Origin of the sequence: Caloramator fervidus, assembly GCF_900108045.1 — a bacterium.
GTDB lineage: Bacteria > Bacillota > Clostridia > Clostridiales > Caloramatoraceae > Caloramator > Caloramator fervidus.
This window is the reverse complement of the sequence record NZ_FNUK01000012.1, coordinates 38987-55079: the sequence shown is the minus strand read 5'-3', so window position 1 is coordinate 55079 and position 16093 is coordinate 38987. Positions and strand designations below refer to the sequence as shown.

The 16093-nt window shown below is 30.7% G+C and carries 16 protein-coding genes; all 16 read right to left on the bottom strand.

Features of this window, described 5'->3' with window-relative positions; translation table 11 throughout:
• Window positions 1-373: 373 nt before the first annotated feature.
• On the bottom strand, window positions 374-1699 hold the full coding sequence (locus C4R78_RS05525; protein WP_103896096.1) for a pyrimidine-nucleoside phosphorylase: 1326 nt from the start codon (window positions 1697-1699) through the stop codon (window positions 374-376).
• Window positions 1700-1715: 16 nt separating this feature from the next.
• A complete protein-coding gene (locus C4R78_RS05520) occupies window positions 1716-2534 on the bottom strand; it encodes a purine-nucleoside phosphorylase (RefSeq protein ID WP_103896095.1) in 819 nt (272 codons plus the stop codon).
• An 11-nt stretch (window positions 2535-2545) separates the two neighbouring features.
• Window positions 2546-3364: a purine-nucleoside phosphorylase gene (locus C4R78_RS05515; protein ID WP_103896094.1), complete on the bottom strand. Its 819-nt coding sequence runs from the start codon at window positions 3362-3364 to the stop codon at window positions 2546-2548.
• A 17-nt stretch (window positions 3365-3381) separates the two neighbouring features.
• Window positions 3382-4554: a phosphopentomutase gene (locus C4R78_RS05510; protein ID WP_103896093.1), complete on the bottom strand. Its 1173-nt coding sequence runs from the start codon at window positions 4552-4554 to the stop codon at window positions 3382-3384.
• A gap of 71 nt (window positions 4555-4625) precedes the next feature.
• Window positions 4626-5501: a site-specific tyrosine recombinase XerD gene (xerD, locus tag C4R78_RS05505; RefSeq protein ID WP_103896092.1), complete on the bottom strand. Its 876-nt coding sequence runs from the start codon at window positions 5499-5501 to the stop codon at window positions 4626-4628.
• A gap of 18 nt (window positions 5502-5519) precedes the next feature.
• A complete protein-coding gene (locus tag C4R78_RS05500) occupies window positions 5520-5720 on the bottom strand; it encodes a hypothetical protein (RefSeq protein ID WP_103896091.1) in 201 nt (66 codons plus the stop codon).
• Window positions 5721-5730: 10 nt separating this feature from the next.
• Window positions 5731-6336, bottom strand: a complete 606-nt coding sequence (gene spoIIM / locus C4R78_RS05495) for a stage II sporulation protein M (RefSeq protein ID WP_103896090.1) — start codon at window positions 6334-6336, stop codon at window positions 5731-5733.
• A gap of 89 nt (window positions 6337-6425) precedes the next feature.
• The gene (locus C4R78_RS05490) at window positions 6426-6956 is read right to left on the bottom strand and encodes an NUDIX domain-containing protein (protein ID WP_103896089.1); all 531 of its coding nucleotides are present in this window, start codon (window positions 6954-6956) and stop codon (window positions 6426-6428) included.
• 53 nt (window positions 6957-7009) lie between these two features.
• Window positions 7010-7816, bottom strand: coding sequence for a sporulation transcription factor Spo0A (gene spo0A / locus C4R78_RS05485; protein ID WP_103896088.1), 807 nt, complete (start codon window positions 7814-7816; stop codon window positions 7010-7012).
• A gap of 127 nt (window positions 7817-7943) precedes the next feature.
• Complete coding sequence (gene spoIVB / locus C4R78_RS05480; RefSeq protein ID WP_103896087.1) at window positions 7944-9155, bottom strand: SpoIVB peptidase; 1212 nt, start codon at window positions 9153-9155, stop codon at window positions 7944-7946.
• A gap of 165 nt (window positions 9156-9320) precedes the next feature.
• Window positions 9321-11024: a DNA repair protein RecN gene (gene recN, locus C4R78_RS05475; protein WP_103896086.1), complete on the bottom strand. Its 1704-nt coding sequence runs from the start codon at window positions 11022-11024 to the stop codon at window positions 9321-9323.
• A gap of 12 nt (window positions 11025-11036) precedes the next feature.
• Window positions 11037-11489 (bottom strand): arginine repressor, encoded by a 453-nt coding sequence (locus C4R78_RS05470; RefSeq protein WP_103896085.1) that lies wholly within the window; start codon window positions 11487-11489, stop codon window positions 11037-11039.
• Between the two features lie 14 nt (window positions 11490-11503).
• Window positions 11504-12346, bottom strand: coding sequence for an NAD(+)/NADH kinase (locus tag C4R78_RS05465; protein WP_159945839.1), 843 nt, complete (start codon window positions 12344-12346; stop codon window positions 11504-11506).
• 17 nt (window positions 12347-12363) lie between these two features.
• Window positions 12364-13179, bottom strand: coding sequence for a TlyA family RNA methyltransferase (locus C4R78_RS05460; RefSeq protein ID WP_479722864.1), 816 nt, complete (start codon window positions 13177-13179; stop codon window positions 12364-12366).
• 13 nt (window positions 13180-13192) lie between these two features.
• Entirely contained in the window at window positions 13193-15049 is a 1857-nt protein-coding gene (gene dxs, locus C4R78_RS05455; RefSeq protein WP_173689743.1) for a 1-deoxy-D-xylulose-5-phosphate synthase, read from the bottom strand.
• A complete protein-coding gene (locus C4R78_RS05450; protein ID WP_242971201.1) occupies window positions 15018-15638 on the bottom strand; it encodes a hypothetical protein in 621 nt (206 codons plus the stop codon). The genes dxs and C4R78_RS05450 overlap by 32 nt, the downstream gene beginning before the upstream one ends.
• Window positions 15639-16093: the final 455 nt, after the last annotated feature.

The window sequence follows — 16093 nt, the reverse complement described above, 5'->3', positions numbered from 1 at the left end:
ATCGAATTCTTCATTGTTGTGTATAAACTTGTTAAACTATTAAATCTACAACAATTTTTAACGGCCTCGCGCAAAAAATTTAAGAAGAAAACCTTAGTCGACCTAAGTCAGTCTTTAAAGGTTTTCTTCTTAAACCTATACCAAACTACGTGCAAAAATAAACAATACGCTGAGCTTTTATAAAAGCCAACCTTTGATTGGCCTTTTTGTCATGCCCATTTTTAAAGCTTTTGCTTAAATTAATCTCAATTACATAAAAACTCCTTGGAAATTAGCAAGGGCGGGCATCTGAATAATTTGCCCACCCCAACTATTGACATAGAACCTAAAAATAAAGCTCCTAAAAGGTAAATACCTTTTAGGAGCTTTATTTTTAAAATCTTTGTATTCCATCTTTTGTTACAACACCAAATATCAATGGTCTTTTAGCAGGTTTTTCATCTGATATTTCAAATGCTTTTCTTAATCTTTCTTCACAATCTTTTAACTTATTTAGGTCATTTACATGTATGTAAGCAAGAGGTTCTCCTTTTTCTACATAGTCTCCAACCTTCTTATTTAAAACAACACCGACAGCTAAATCTATTTGGCTTTCTTTTGTTTCTCTACCTGCTCCTAAAACTAGAGCAGCTAAACCTACTTCCATTGCAACTATTTTGTTTACATAACCACTCTTTTCTGCTTTAAATTCAATAACATGCTGAGCCTTCGGTAAAAGATCAGGATTATCGATAACTTGTGGATCTCCACCTTGGGCAGCAACAAATTCTTTAAATTTATTAAGAGCTGCTCCTGTTTTTATTGTATCTTCTAATATTTTTCTTGCAGTTTCTACATCATTAGCTTTTTTAGCAAGAACAAGCATATAGGAACCTAAAGTCATGCACAATTCATATAGATCCTTTGGCCCTTGACCCTTTAATGTATCTATAGCTTCTTTTACCTCTAAAGCATTACCTACAGCATATCCAAGTGGTTCATCCATATCTGAAACAATTGCAACTGTATTTCTACCTACGTTTGTTCCTATATCAACCATTTCTTGAGCTAAAGCAAAAGAATCGTCTAAAGTCTTCATAAATGCACCAGCACCAGTTTTAACATCTAAAACTATAGCATCTGCTCCAGCTGCTATCTTTTTACTCATTATGCTTGATGCTATAAGAGAAATATTATCAACAGTAGCCGTAACGTCTCTTAAAGCATAAAGCTTTTTATCAGCTGGTGCAAGATTTGCAGTTTGACCTGCAACTGCTAACTTTATTTTATTTACATTTTCAATAAATTTTTCTTTTGGTAATTCAGTATTAAATCCTCTAATAGATTCAAGCTTATCTATAGTTCCTCCAGTATGTCCTAATCCCCTTCCTGACATCTTTGCAACTGGAGCACCGGCTGCTGCTACCATAGGTCCAAGCACAAGAGTAGTTGTATCTCCTACCCCACCTGTTGAGTGCTTATCAACTTTTATGCCTTCAATAGCTGATAAATCTACAACTTCCCCTGAATTAACCATAGCCATCGTAAGATCTGCTGTTTCTCTCTTATTCATCTTTTGGAAATAAATAGCCATAAGTAATGCAGCAACTTGATAATCTGGAATTTCTCCTTTTGTATAGCCGTTAACTACAAATTCTATTTCTTCTTTTGTAAGTTCTCCACCATTTCTTTTCTTTAAAATAATATCATACATCCTCATAATTATTACCCCCATGTTACATTGATTTTACTATTTCCTTTACTAAAGCCACAAATTTTTGTGTTGCCTTTGCTGCGGTAGCAACTACTCTTTCATGATCAAGTGGTTCAAGATTGTCTGGAATAGCCATATCTGTTATACATGAAATTCCTAGCACCTTCATTCCACCATGGTTTGCAACTATAACTTCAGGTACAGTTGACATACCAACTGCATCTGCCCCCATAAATCTAAGCATTCTAAGTTCTGCTGGAGTTTCATAGTTTGGTCCTGAAACGGCAACGTAAACTCCTTTTTGGACTTTTATATTTAACTTTTTAGCACATTCTTCAGCTAATTTTATCAACTCTCTATTATATGCTTGAGACATATCAGGGAATCTTGGCCCAAGCTCCTCATAATTTCTACCTATTAATGGGTTTGTTCCTATCATGTTTATATGGTCAGTTATTATCATTAAATCTCCTGCTTCAAACTCAGGATTCATTCCACCAGCCGCATTTGTAACTATTATCTTATCTATTCCAAGTGCCCTCATAACTCTTATAGGTAAAGTAACATCCTTCATATCATGACCTTCATAGTAATGGAATCTTCCATTCATAGCCATTACATACTTATCTCCTATGTATCCAAAAATAAATTCTCCTGCATGCCCTACAACTGTTGATTCTGGGAAATGTGGAACTTCATTGTACTTTATTACCATTTTGTTTTCAATTTCATCTGCTAGTTTTCCAAGGCCTGAACCTAATATAATTGCAACATCTGGGGTTTTTTCTATTCTTTCCTTTATATATTCTTTAGCCGCATTAATTTTTTCTAAATAGTTCATCCTAATCCCTCCTACATTTCTTTTACAATACCTTTAACAAGTCTTATAAACTTTTCTCTAACCTTCATTGATGTTTCAATTACTTCTTCATGGTTTAAAGGTTGATCAAGTATTCCAGCTGCCATGTTAGTTATACAGGAGATACCTAAAACCTTTATTCCACAATGATTTGCAACTATAACTTCTGGAACTGTTGACATACCAACAGCATCTCCACCAAGCTTTCTTATTGCTCTTATTTCTGCAGGGGTTTCATAGTTTGGTCCTGTTAACATAAAGTATACTCCCTCAACAACAGGAACCTCAACCTTTTGAGCTACTTTCTTTGCTAATTCAACTAATTCTTTATCATATGCATTTGACATATCTGGAAATCTTGGACCAAATTCATCAATATTTCTACCTATAAGAGGGTTAGCCATAGAAAAATTAATATGATCCTTAATAATCATTAAATCTCCTGGCTTAAAGTTTGTATTAACTCCGCCTGCTGCATTAGTTACAATCAATTTTTTAACTCCTAACATCTTAAATACCCTTATAGGAAGAGTTACTTCCTTCATTGAATATCCTTCATAAAAATGGAATCTTCCATTCATTAATAATACATTTTTGTCTTCTAGCTTACCAAAAATAAATTTACCTGCATGCCCTTGTACAGTTGATACTGGAAAATGTGGTATTTCACTATAAGGAATTTCAATCTTTTCTTCAACTTCATCTGCCAAAATTCCAAGGCCTGAACCAAGGATGATGGCTACATCAGGAATGAATGGAATCCTTGCTTTTATAAACTCTGCAGCTTCTTTTATTTTTTGTAGTTCTTGCATATTATCACCCCTTTATTTTATTTTAATATTTCTTTTGCAAAGCTTTCTCCATATATATCAGCTTTAATATTTAACATTTCTGCTATAGTCTTTCCTATATCTGCAAAAGTTTTTCTTGTTCCTAAATTAACACCTTTTTTAATTTGTTTACCATAAATTAGTATAGGTATATATTCCCTTGAATGATCTGTGCTTTCTGTTGTTGGATCACATCCATGATCAGCTGTTATTATTAAAACATCATCATCTTTTAAATTATCAATTATCTCAGGTATTCTATTATCAAACTCTATTAAAGCCTTAGCATAACCTTCAACATCATTTCTATGACCATAAACCATATCAAAATCAACAAGGTTTGTAAAAATAAGGCCTTTGGTGTCCATTTTCATATATTCTAATGTTTTATCCACACCATCCATATTATTTTTTGTATGAACAGCTTTAGTTATTCCATAACCATCATATATATCTTCTATCTTTCCAACTGCACAAACATCCATTCCACTTTCTTGAATATAATTTAGCAATGTTTTTCTAAAAGGCTTTAATGCAAAATCCCTTCTATTAGCAGTCCTTTTATAATTTCCTGAAGTTCCTATAAATGGTCTTGCTATTACTCTCCCTACCGCATGATCTCCTACTAACATTTCCCTTGCTATTTTACACATTTCATACAATTTTTCTAAAGGAATAACTTCTTCGTGAGCAGCGATTTGGAACACACTGTCTGCTGATGTATAAACTATAGGATATCCAGTTCTAACATGCTCATCGCCTAGCTCTTGAATTATAGCAGTTCCAGAAGCTGGCTTGTTTCCTAAGACTTTTGTCCCTATTCTTCTCTCAAATTCTTCTATAAGCTCTTTTGGAAAACCATTAGGGTATGTAGGGAATGGTTTATCAAGTATTAGCCCTGCAATTTCCCAATGTCCTGTTGTAGTATCTTTTCCTTTAGACATCTCAAGGGATCTTCCAAAACATCCTTCAGGTTCTTCTACAGCCTCAATACCCTTTATTCCGTCTATATTTCCAAGTCCTAATTTCTGCATGTTGGGAAGGTGTAATCCTCCTAATACCTTTGAAATATTACCTATTGTATCGCTTCCTTGATCATTATATAAATGAGCATCTGGTAATTCGCCTATACCAACGCTATCCATAACTATCAAAACAACTCGGTTAATCATAAAAAATTTCCTCCTTTTTAAAATATTCAGGAATAACATTATATCATATTTTCAAAAAAATAAAAAGGGCTTTATGCCCTTGGATGTGATTTTTTATATATCTCTCCTATTCTATTTTTTGAAATTTCAGCATATACTTGAGTCGTTGAAATATCTGAATGTCCAAGAAGCTCTTTAAGAGATTTTAAATCAGCACCATTTTCAATCAAGTGAGCTGCAAAGGAATGCCTTATTATATTAGGAGTTATTTCTTTATTTATTCCTGCTAACTTAGCATAATGTTTTATAATCTTCCAAAAGCCTTGCCTTGTCATTCTTTCACCATGTAAATTGACAAATAAAGCTTTTTCATTTTTATCACCAATCAATTTATTTCTAAAATTAAAAATATAAACTTGCAAAGCCTCAATAGCTACTTTTCCTAAAGGTATAATTCTTTCCTTGTAGCTTTTACAATATAAATATCCTAACTTTAAATTTACATCTTCTAAATTAAGATTTACAAGTTCAGAAACCTTTATTCCTGTAGCGTATAAAACTTCTAGCATTGCTTTATCCCTTGCTCCTTTAAAATCATCTTCTTTTGGAATAGATAAAAGCTTTTCGATTTCCTCTATTGATAATATACTAGGAATTTTTTTTTCAACTTTTGGAGTTTCAAGCTCGAAGGTAGGATCAAATTCAACTAATCTATTTTTATATAACATTTTATAAAAAGCTCTTATTGAAGCCAAACTACGTGAAATGGAAGATATTGCTCTACCTTCTTTTTGTAAATTTAAAAGATAACCTATTATATTCGTCTTTTTTACGTTTTTATAATCTAACCCGTTATATCTTAAATATGTTAAAAAACTTTTTATATCCCTTTTATAACACTCTAAAGTATTTTCCCTCAATTTTTTATTTTTTAAAAAAACTTCAAACTGGTTTAATATTTCCTCCATTGTAATATTCCCCTTTAGTTATTTTGGAATATTTAATATTTTCTTTATTGTATCCATAAAGTTTTGCTCATCAATTCCATAATTTACAACAAAAATTGCATCATCCTTATTTTTATTATAATTTTTTGAAAGAAAAAACCTTATAAACATAGGTATTAAAAAGCCTAAAACTAATATTACAATAAAAATCTTTATAAATAATCTAATCTTTTTATTCATACCAACACCTTTATTGAATTGCTAAATATGTAGATAACAATTTAATAATATAAGGTGAAATAAAAGATTCTACAACATTACCTAAAAATACAAATAACAATAAAAATAGCATATTAAAAGAAAAGTTTAAAAAATTACCATTAACTGTTAAATTTTTAGGTTTTTTAAACAAACTTAAACTATAAATAAAGCTTATAGAACATATAAACAAAAATGCAGGAATATAAAACAGATTTTGAGGTAATAACGATAATATTATAAATAAAAATCCCTTTAATCCAAAACTTTGCAAAATAAAAGCTATAGTAAAACCTAAAGAAAACCCCTTATATAATAAAATTAATATAGAAAATAAAAATCCAAAATATGTAAAACTCAAAATCCAAATAAGTATTATCATTAATAAGTTATTTTTTAAAATTCTTATAAAAATGGAAAAACTATTTATTTTTTCATTGTTTACCACTTGAAAAAAATTATTTAAATAGATAAAAAGATTTTGTTTATCGCTATAAGTCATTCCTTTAACATTCAAAGCTCCTAAAGCTATCCCAACGGAAAAAATTAAAGTTATTATAAAGTAAATAAATAAATTTTCCTTTAAATTAAAATGCATTTTATAATTTATCCTTCTGTTCGTAATTATACCCCCTTTGTTTATAATCTTTTTACTACATTTATATGAAAAACAAAGGGATAAAATGATTAAATATAATTTTTAGCTAAAAGAATGCCAATTATGGTTTTAGCATCCTTTATTTCTCCTTCTTTAATCATTTCTAAAGCTTTATCTATTGAAACCTCAAAAACCTCTACATTCTCACCCTCATCAAGATTTACTTTACCATCTTGTAAATCATCAGAATAATAAATGTATAAAACCTCCGATGAATATCCTGGAGATGGATAAAACTTTGTTAAAAGCTTTAAGGATTTGGGGACTTTCCCAGTTTCCTCTTCAAGTTCTCGAGCTGCACACTTTTCAGGCTCTTCTCCTTTTTCTAATTTCCCCGCAGGAATTTCAATTAAAACCTCCTCCGCTGGTTTTCTAAATTGCCTAATTAAAATAATGTTTTTTTCATTCGTAACTGCAACTATTCCAACTCCTCCGTTATGTTCTACAACTTCTCGAGTAGTTTGTTTTCCATTCGGCAATAAAACAAAATCCTGCCTTACTTTAATTATTTTACCATTATATTTTTGCTCTGATGAAATAGTCTTTTCATATAAATTCATTAACTTCACCTCTCAAAATTATTTAGGCCATTCCCTAGGGAATAGCCCAATCATTAACCTAATTTTTGTTTTAATCTAAGTTTATCAGCAATCATAGCTATAAATTCAGAGTTTGTAGGTTTACCTTTATCGTTATGAATAGTATATCCAAAAATCTTATTTATAGTTTCAACTTTTCCTCTTGACCATGCAACCTCAATTGCATGCCTTATTGCTCTTTCTACTCTGCTTGCAGTAGTATTATACTTTTTAGCTATTGAGGGGTATAATTCCTTAGTAACAGCACTTAAAAGTTCTATGTCATTAACAACCATTTGTATAGCTTCCCTTAAATATAGATATCCTTTTATATGAGCAGGAACTCCTATTTCGTGAATAATATTTGTAATTTCTGCTTCAAGAGAATTTGAACTGTTAATACTACGCAATGATTCAGGTATGTTAACAGATGTTCTTCTTACTTCAGGTAAATTATTTGTTGATGCAAAAAGCTGTCTAATTCTTTTACTAAATATATCCATGTCAAAAGGCTTTACAACATAATATTCTGCTCCTAAGTTTATAGCCCTTTGAGTTATCTTGTCTTGTCCAACAGCAGACAAAATTATTATTTTGGGCATTGTGATATCATCCATAGAATTTAATTTTTCTAAAACCCCCAGCCCATCTAAGTGAGGCATTATTATATCAAGAACCAGAACATCCGGTTTATTGGCTGTAACAAGTTTTATTGCCTCTATACCATCTTTTGCAATACCAACAACTTCAAAATCTTCTTGTGTTTTTAAATATTCGCTAAGAATTGATGTGAATTCTTTGTTATCGTCAGCAATTACTATTCTTATTTTTTTATCCTCCATTAAATTACCCCCTCATTTTTCCATTATCTAACAATAATATTATTCGACAAAGTAGCTTAAAATTCCTTCTAATAAAAACAAATTTTTTTAAAATTAAAATAACGTAAAATTAAAGAAAAATTGGGTATTACATATCATACCCTTGTTGTTTTAACATCCATTCAATATAAATACCATATCCCATATCGGGTTTATTAACAAATACATGAGTTACAGCACCTACTATTTTCCCATTTTGAATGATAGGACTTCCACTCATTCCCTGAACTATTCCACCAGCTTTTTTTAAAAGCTCTTTATCTGTTATCCTTATTATCATACTTTTAGAACTTGGTTTTGTTTGTTGAATTACTTTTTCTATAACAATATCATATTCTTTTACATTAGTTCCATCTACCGTTGTCAATATTTTAGCTGGACCTTCCTTTACTTCATATTGATAAGCTATAGGTATAGGCTTTTTATATATATCATTATTATAAACTTTTAACAATTTTCCGTAAATACCACATAAAGTATTTTTTTCTATTTCTCCAATAGCGCTATCGTTTAAAAATATACCTTTAAGTTCACCCGGTCTTCCTCTTTGACCTTGTTCTATACCTACTATGCTAGCATCAAATATTTTTCCTGATCTTATAGGAAAAAGGATTCCTGTATCCACATCGTTTATAGGATGTCCCAGTGCTCCGAAATTATTATTTTTAGGATCATAATAAGTTAAAGTTCCAATTCCTGATGTTGAATCTCTAATCCAAAGACCTATTTTGTATTCATTATTTTTATTTTTAATAGGTTTTAAATATATAACTTTTATGTTTTCTTTCCTTTTTAATTTTATTTTTATTTCCTTTCCATTAGAACTTTTTACTATATCAAGCATATCATAAACGTTCTCTAACTTTTTATCTTGTGCCTCTAAAATTATATCTCCTATCTCTACTCCACCAATTGCAGCAGGGCTTTGTTTATATCCTTCATCTACCTCAATATCTGAAAACCCAACCACTATAAGCCCATCACTTTGAATTTTTACTCCTATAGGCTTCCCTCCCGGAATTAATTTTATTTCAGGCACTACATTTACCGTCATCTTTTTTACAGGTATAAGCCCAAGGAGCTTTATATTTAAATCTACTTTTTGGCTTTCTATTTTCTTTTCAACTTTATATAAAAATTCATTTTTAACAAAATTTCTTATAAATGAGCTTGTATTTATATCTTTTTCATTCGCATTTATATTTGAAGGCAAAAACAAAATTTGACTTAAAGTAGTTAAAAATAAAAAAACAGATATATATATATAATTTACGGCTTTCCTTTTAAATTTCCACTTCAAGGTAATCACTCCCTATTCCTTTTTATACCAGTCACCTTCCTTTCTCTATATCTAAATTAACCTGTTTAATGTCCATATATACTAGAATAAAACTTCGCTAATGGCCAATAATGTATTTAAACTAATAATTATTCCATAAAAACAAAAAGCCAATGGAAAATTATATTAATTTCCATTGGCTTTAATAGTAGACTTTAATTGATTTGCTATACTAATCATTTCATTTGCATGCTTAAAAGTTAATTCAGTTACAATTGCTCCACCTACCATTCTTGCAATTTCATTTATTCTTTCTTTATCGTCTAGTTTTTTAACAATAGTTTTGGTTGTATCTTCATCAAGTATCTTTTTTATCATAAAATGATTATCCGCCATAACAGCAATTTGAGGTAAATGAGTTACGCACAATATCTGATGATCCTTTGAAATTAAGCACATTTTTTCTGCCACTGCTTGCGCTGCTCTTCCACTAATTCCAGTATCTATTTCATCAAAAATAAGTGTAGGTATTTCATCTACTTTAGCTATAACGGATTTTATAGCTAACATAATTCTTGAAATTTCTCCACCAGAAGCTACCTTATTAAGCTTTTTAAGCTGTTCTCCTGGGTTTGCGCAAAACAAAAAATTTACAGCATTTTTACCATTTACAAAAAATTTATCTAGTTCTAAAACTTCAACATAAAACCTTGCCTTTTCTAACCCTAAATACCTAAGTTCATATTCTATTTTTTCTGACAGCTTTTTTGCCGTTTCTCTTCTAATATTTGTAATTTTACCAGCTAAATCGTTTAAAATTTCTAAACATTTTTCATGTTCCTTTAAAAGATCCTCTAATATTTCCTCACTTCTTTGAATATTTTCATATTCAATTTTTATTTTGTCATAAAAATTTAGTATGTCTTGTATGTTATTGCCATATTTTCTCTTTAACTTACTAATCAAATCTAATCTTTCTTCTATGATATTAAGTTCTTCAGGATTGTATTCTATTTTGTCTTTAAAGTCCCTTATTCTTTCTATAACATCTTCAAGTTTATAATAAACTTCTTCTAAATCTTCTTTTATTTTAACAAATTCTTCATCAAATCTTGCTATATTTTCTAGTTGACTTAAACTTGAGGATATTTCATCAAAAGCTGAATATCCTTCACTTTTTTGGTATAATCTTTCATAAACATTAGCTAAAGTTGAATAAATTTTTTCAGAATTAGCAAGTAAATTTCTCCTTTTTGTTAATTCTTCATCTTCTCCAATTTTTAAATTAGCCCTTTCTATTTCATCTATTTGAAATGACAATATGTCTAATTTTTGTAATTTATATTGCTCATCACGCCTTAAATCTTCTATATTTTTCTCTATTTCATTTAGCTTTTCAAAATAATACCTATATTCTCTCTTAATAGGCTCTAGTTCAAAATTGCAAAAAGCATCAAGAATATGAACATAATTATCTTCATCTAGTAAAGATTGATGCTCATGTTGTCCATGAATATCTATAATAAACTTTCCTATTTTTTTTAAAAAACTTGCTGTGACGGTTTTGCCGTTTACTCTAGATAAACTTTTACCACTACTATTTATTTCCCTTGAAATTATAAGAACATCATCAACATCAATCCCTGCTTCTTGTAAAATTTCCTTTAATTTTAAATTAGTACATTCAAAAACACCTTCAACATAAGCAAAATCCTTTCCCTGTCTTATTATATCCTTACTTTGTTTTTCTCCTAATAAAAAATTTATGCTATCTATTATTATAGATTTACCCGCTCCAGTCTCCCCAGTTAAAATATTTAAACCTTTTGAAAACTTCAAATCCACCTCATCTATTAAAGCAAAATTTTTTATATTAAGCTCAAGGAGCATCAAATTACCTCCTTATCCATTAAACATCATCTTCATCTTTGCAACTATCTCCAAAGCCTTTTCTTCACTTCTTGCAAGAGCAAAGATTGTGTTATCCCCCGCTATTGTTCCTACCAAACCATCAAATCTTAGATGATCTATAGCTTCTGCTGCTGCAGAAGCTGAACCTGATAAAGTTTTTATAACTATCATATTTCCAACACAATCTATATTAAGAACAGTTTGTGAAAATATATTAACTAATCTATCATAAACAACATTGTTTTCATTTGATAAAGGAGCATACTTATATCGTCCATCTTTTGTTTGTACCTTAATAAGTTTCAACTCCTTTATATCCCTTGAAACTGTAGCTTGAGTTACATCAAACCCAGCTTTTCTTAATTCATCTACTAATTCCTCTTGAGTCTCAATATCCTTTTGAGTAATTATTTCTAAAATTTTTGAATGCCTAGTAATTTTCATAAAAATAACCCCTTTCAGGTAGAAAATTCCTTTAATTTCTTTTGTAATACATCAAAAAAATTCCTATTGTATACCCTTACAAACTGAGCCATATGCTCAGACTTTGATATAAATACTTTATCTCCCCCTCTAAGCTTTAATCCAAACTGCCCATCAGTAGTCAAAAATACTCCTTCATTTTCATCCAAAACCCTTACCTGTAATTCTTGTTGACTTCCCAACACAATAGATCTTGAATTTAAGCTATGTGGGCAAATAGGTGTTACTATTATAACCTCCAACTCTGGATAAACTATAGGACCTCCTGCTGAAAGAGAATAAGCCGTCGAACCAGTAGGAGTTGAAACAATAAGTCCATCTCCTCTATATGTTTCAACATGAGTAGAACCAATAAACGTATCTAATTTTATTATTCTTGAAATAGCTCCTTTGGTTATACATATGTCATTTAGACAAAACAAAGTTTTTTCTATTTTTTCATCTCTATAAATATCCGCCTTTAACATCATCCTTTTTTCAATTGTAAAATTTCCTGATAAAAGTTTTTCAATAGCATCAAACATACCATCTTTTTCTGCTTCTGTAATAAAACCTAAGTTTCCAAAATTAATTCCTAAAATTGGTTTGTTGTAAGGTATCTGCATCCTTGCAACTCTTAAAATAGTTCCATCTCCACCTAAAACAACAATAAAATCAGACTTTTTAAACACATCTTCTTGAGAAACTCCTTTTATTTCTAGAGAGTCTTCATTAATAAAAACATTGCAACCTTTATTTAAAAGAAATTCAATTAATCGTTTGGTGGTGGTTAAATTTACATCTTTAGTTTTATTTACAACAACCCCTATGTTATACATATTTCTCACATCTTTCATCAACTTAAATTTTTATGAGCTTGTTCAACCGTTTTTACTATTAAATCATCTAAATCATTTATTTTAGCCTCATCTTGTTTTTTTGAAAGATAAATAAGGTATTCAATATTCCCTTCAGGTCCTTTAATTGGTGAAAAATCCAATCCCTTTATTGTAAATCCCTTTTCTAATGAAAAATGGGCAATCTGTTTAATAACTTCCTCATGAACTTTTGGGTCTTTAACAACACCTTTTTTCCCAACTTTTTCTCTTCCTGCTTCAAACTGAGGTTTTATAAGTGCAACTATTTCTCCATCTTCCTTTAACAATTCCTTTACAACAGGAAGAACTAATTTTAATGATATAAAAGAAACATCTATTGATGAAAAATCAGCAAGTTCTCCTATATCATCCCTCTTAACAAATCTAATATTTGTCCTTTCCATCACTACAACTCTAGGATCGTTCCTAAGTTCCCACGCTAATTGACCATATCCAACATCAATAGCATAAACCTTTCTAGCTCCATTTTTTAACATACAATCAGTAAACCCACCAGTAGAAGCTCCAACATCAATTGCTATCTTATCTTTTAAATCTATTTTAAAAGATAAGATAGCTTTTTCAAGCTTAAGCCCTCCACGGCTTACATATGGAATTGCATTTCCCTTTACTTCTATATGAGCATTAACATCAATTTTTTCACCTGCTTTATCAATTCTTACACCATTTACAAAAACTAACCCTGCCATTATATTTTTTCTTGCCTTTTCACGAGTTTCAAAAAATCCTTTTTGAACTAAAAGAACATCAAGCCTTTCCTTTTCCATAGTCACCTAACCCTTTGCTTTAAATTTCTTTTAAAATAGTATTATATAATCCTTCAACATCCAAGTTATACTTCTTATAAAGAAGAGCAATATTCCCATGAGGAATAAATTCATCTGGATAACCACATAAATAAATTTTTCCCTTATAATTCCTTTTAGCTGCATATTCTAAAATAGCCGAACCAAACCCTCCGGCTATATAGTTATCCTCTACTGTAAATATAAAATCATGTTCATTAAAAACTTCATCTAACATTGAATAATCTAAAGGTTTTATAAATCTGGCATTTATTAATGTAGCATCTATCCCGTTTTTTTTCAATTTATTTGAAACAAGCATAGCATTTTGAGTAAGCCTTCCTGTTGCAATTATACAAACTCCTTTACCTGATATCAATTTTTCCCATTTACCTAAGTTTATTTCATCATACTTCATAAAATCGACATCAAAATCTCCGCCCCTTGGATAACGCAAAGCAACAGGCTTATCATAATTTATAGCCCATCTTATCATCATCCTAAATTCAGCAATATCTTTTGGAGACAATATCACCAAATTAGGAATAATCCTAAGAAAAGATATATCAAATACACCTTGATGGGTTTCTCCATCTTCTCCAACCACTCCTGCTCTATCAATAGCCAAAACAACTGGTAAATCTTGAAGACATATATCATGTATAACTTGATCATATGCCCTTTGAAGAAATGTTGAATACACAGCAAACACTGGCTTAAAACCCTGAGTTGCAAGCCCCGCTGCAAAAGTTGCTGCATGCTGTTCTGCAATTCCAACATCAAAAAATCTATCTTTAAAAATTTGTGAAAATTTTTTAAGTCCCGTTCCATCGGCCATAGCTGCTGTAATAGCCACAATTCTTTTATCTTTAGATGCTAAATCTACCAATTCCTCACCTAAAACTTTAGAATAAGTAGTATAAGATTTAAAAAAACTATTCCCTGTCTCTATTTCAAAAGGACCTACTCCATGATATACATCTGGTTTATCTTCAGCATATAAATATCCTTTTCCTTTTTTGGTAACTACATGTATCAATATAGGTCCTTCCATATTCTTTGCCCTTTGAAAAACATCTATTAAATTTTGCATATTATGTCCATCTATCGGCCCTAGATATGTAAAACCTAATTCCTCAAAAAGCATACCTGGAATTACTAGATGCTTTACTCCCTCTTTAATTTTTTCTATTGATTTATATATGTTATCCCCTAATGCAGGTATTTTTTTTACCAAAACCTCAATATCATGTCTTAAATGTAAATACTTTGGACTTGTTCTTATTTTACTTAGATACATTGCTAAACTTCCTACATTTTTTGATATAGACATCTCATTGTCATTTAAAACAACTATAAGATTAGTTTTTGAAACTCCTGCATCATTTAAAGCTTCTAAAGCCATACCTCCAGTCAATGCTCCATCCCCAATAACTGCAACAACGTTAAACTTCTCTTTCTTTAAGTCCCTAGCTTTTGCTATTCCCAAAGCTGCAGAAATTGAAGTGCTGCTATGTCCCGCTCCAAAAACATCATATTCACTTTCTTTTCTTGTTGTAAAACCACTTAAACCTCCATACATTCTTAATGTATCAAATTTGTCCTTTCTCCCCGTCAATATCTTATGGGTATAACACTGGTGTCCTACATCCCATATTATTTTATCCTTAGGCAAATCAAATACTTTATGTAACGCCAAAGTCAATTCAACAACACCTAAATTTGATGCTAAATGTCCTCCAGTTTTTGAAACCTTTTCTATTAAAAAATCTCTTATTTCTTGTGCCAGAATATTAAGCTCTTTTAATGACAAATTTTTTATATCTTTAGGATAATTTACTTTTTCTATTATAGCCATCACCCTTACCTCTTTTACTTTTTTTAATTTTTATAAATTTTTCTAAAAAACGTGAAATATAAAAAACTATATTATTAGCTTGAACAAATGCAAAATTCTTCCCTAAAGCTTTTCCTCCTATTGTTAAGGTAGCAATAATAGAGCTTATAGTTAAAGCTAAAAAAGTCTTATTTAAAGAAGTATAAAGACTACTTATGTTAGAAGCTATAACTGCTCCCGTTGCTCCACTTATTATTCCAACTATATCTCCTATTACATCGTTACAAAAGTTAGAAACTTTATCAGCATTTCTAATCAACCTTACCGCAAGCTTTGCTCCATTAATTTTTCTAGAAGCTAAAGAGTGAAAAGGAACTTCATCAGCTGCCGTTACTGCAACACCTATTATGTCAAAAAAAATACCAATAAAAATAATAAAAAGCAAAATTGCTATAGCACTTATCAAATTAACATTTGGAATAATCCATTCTGTTAAGGTATTAATTGAAAAAGATATTACTAAAGTCCAAATAATTATCATAAATAACCATTTTTTATTATTCTGACCATTAGATTTTTTCTTATATAACTTTATCTTTTTATTTCCCATATACTCACCTTTTTTAATTTAAATTGGGTGGCAGCAGGATGAGTTAAGTTTGCGGCTTAGGTCTAGCAGGATTTCCCATTTTCAGACCTAGGCGTCGCCGCCCAGGCGGTTTCCCTTTAACTGAAAATTCACACCGTCGCCGAGTGTGAGGCTAGATTACCACTTAGTCCACACTGCAATCCCCATCCTGCCTCTTTACGAACAGTCTAGGAGCTTTCCTCAACGGCATCGTCTATTCCTAGCCTCTTTTGCAGAAATGGTTTCCTATAGCAATAATCCATATTCGTGGGCCCATTTAGAATATGGATCTGATCTATCCTCCACCATTTCCGCTCAAGGCAGGCTACACTGCACGCAGCTTTGAACCGCCTTGCAGGTTTAATCCCTTGCCGTAGATTACCCACGAACAAGGGTCTCCGCGGAGGTAGGGTCGATTCCGCATGCCATTGCGGTCG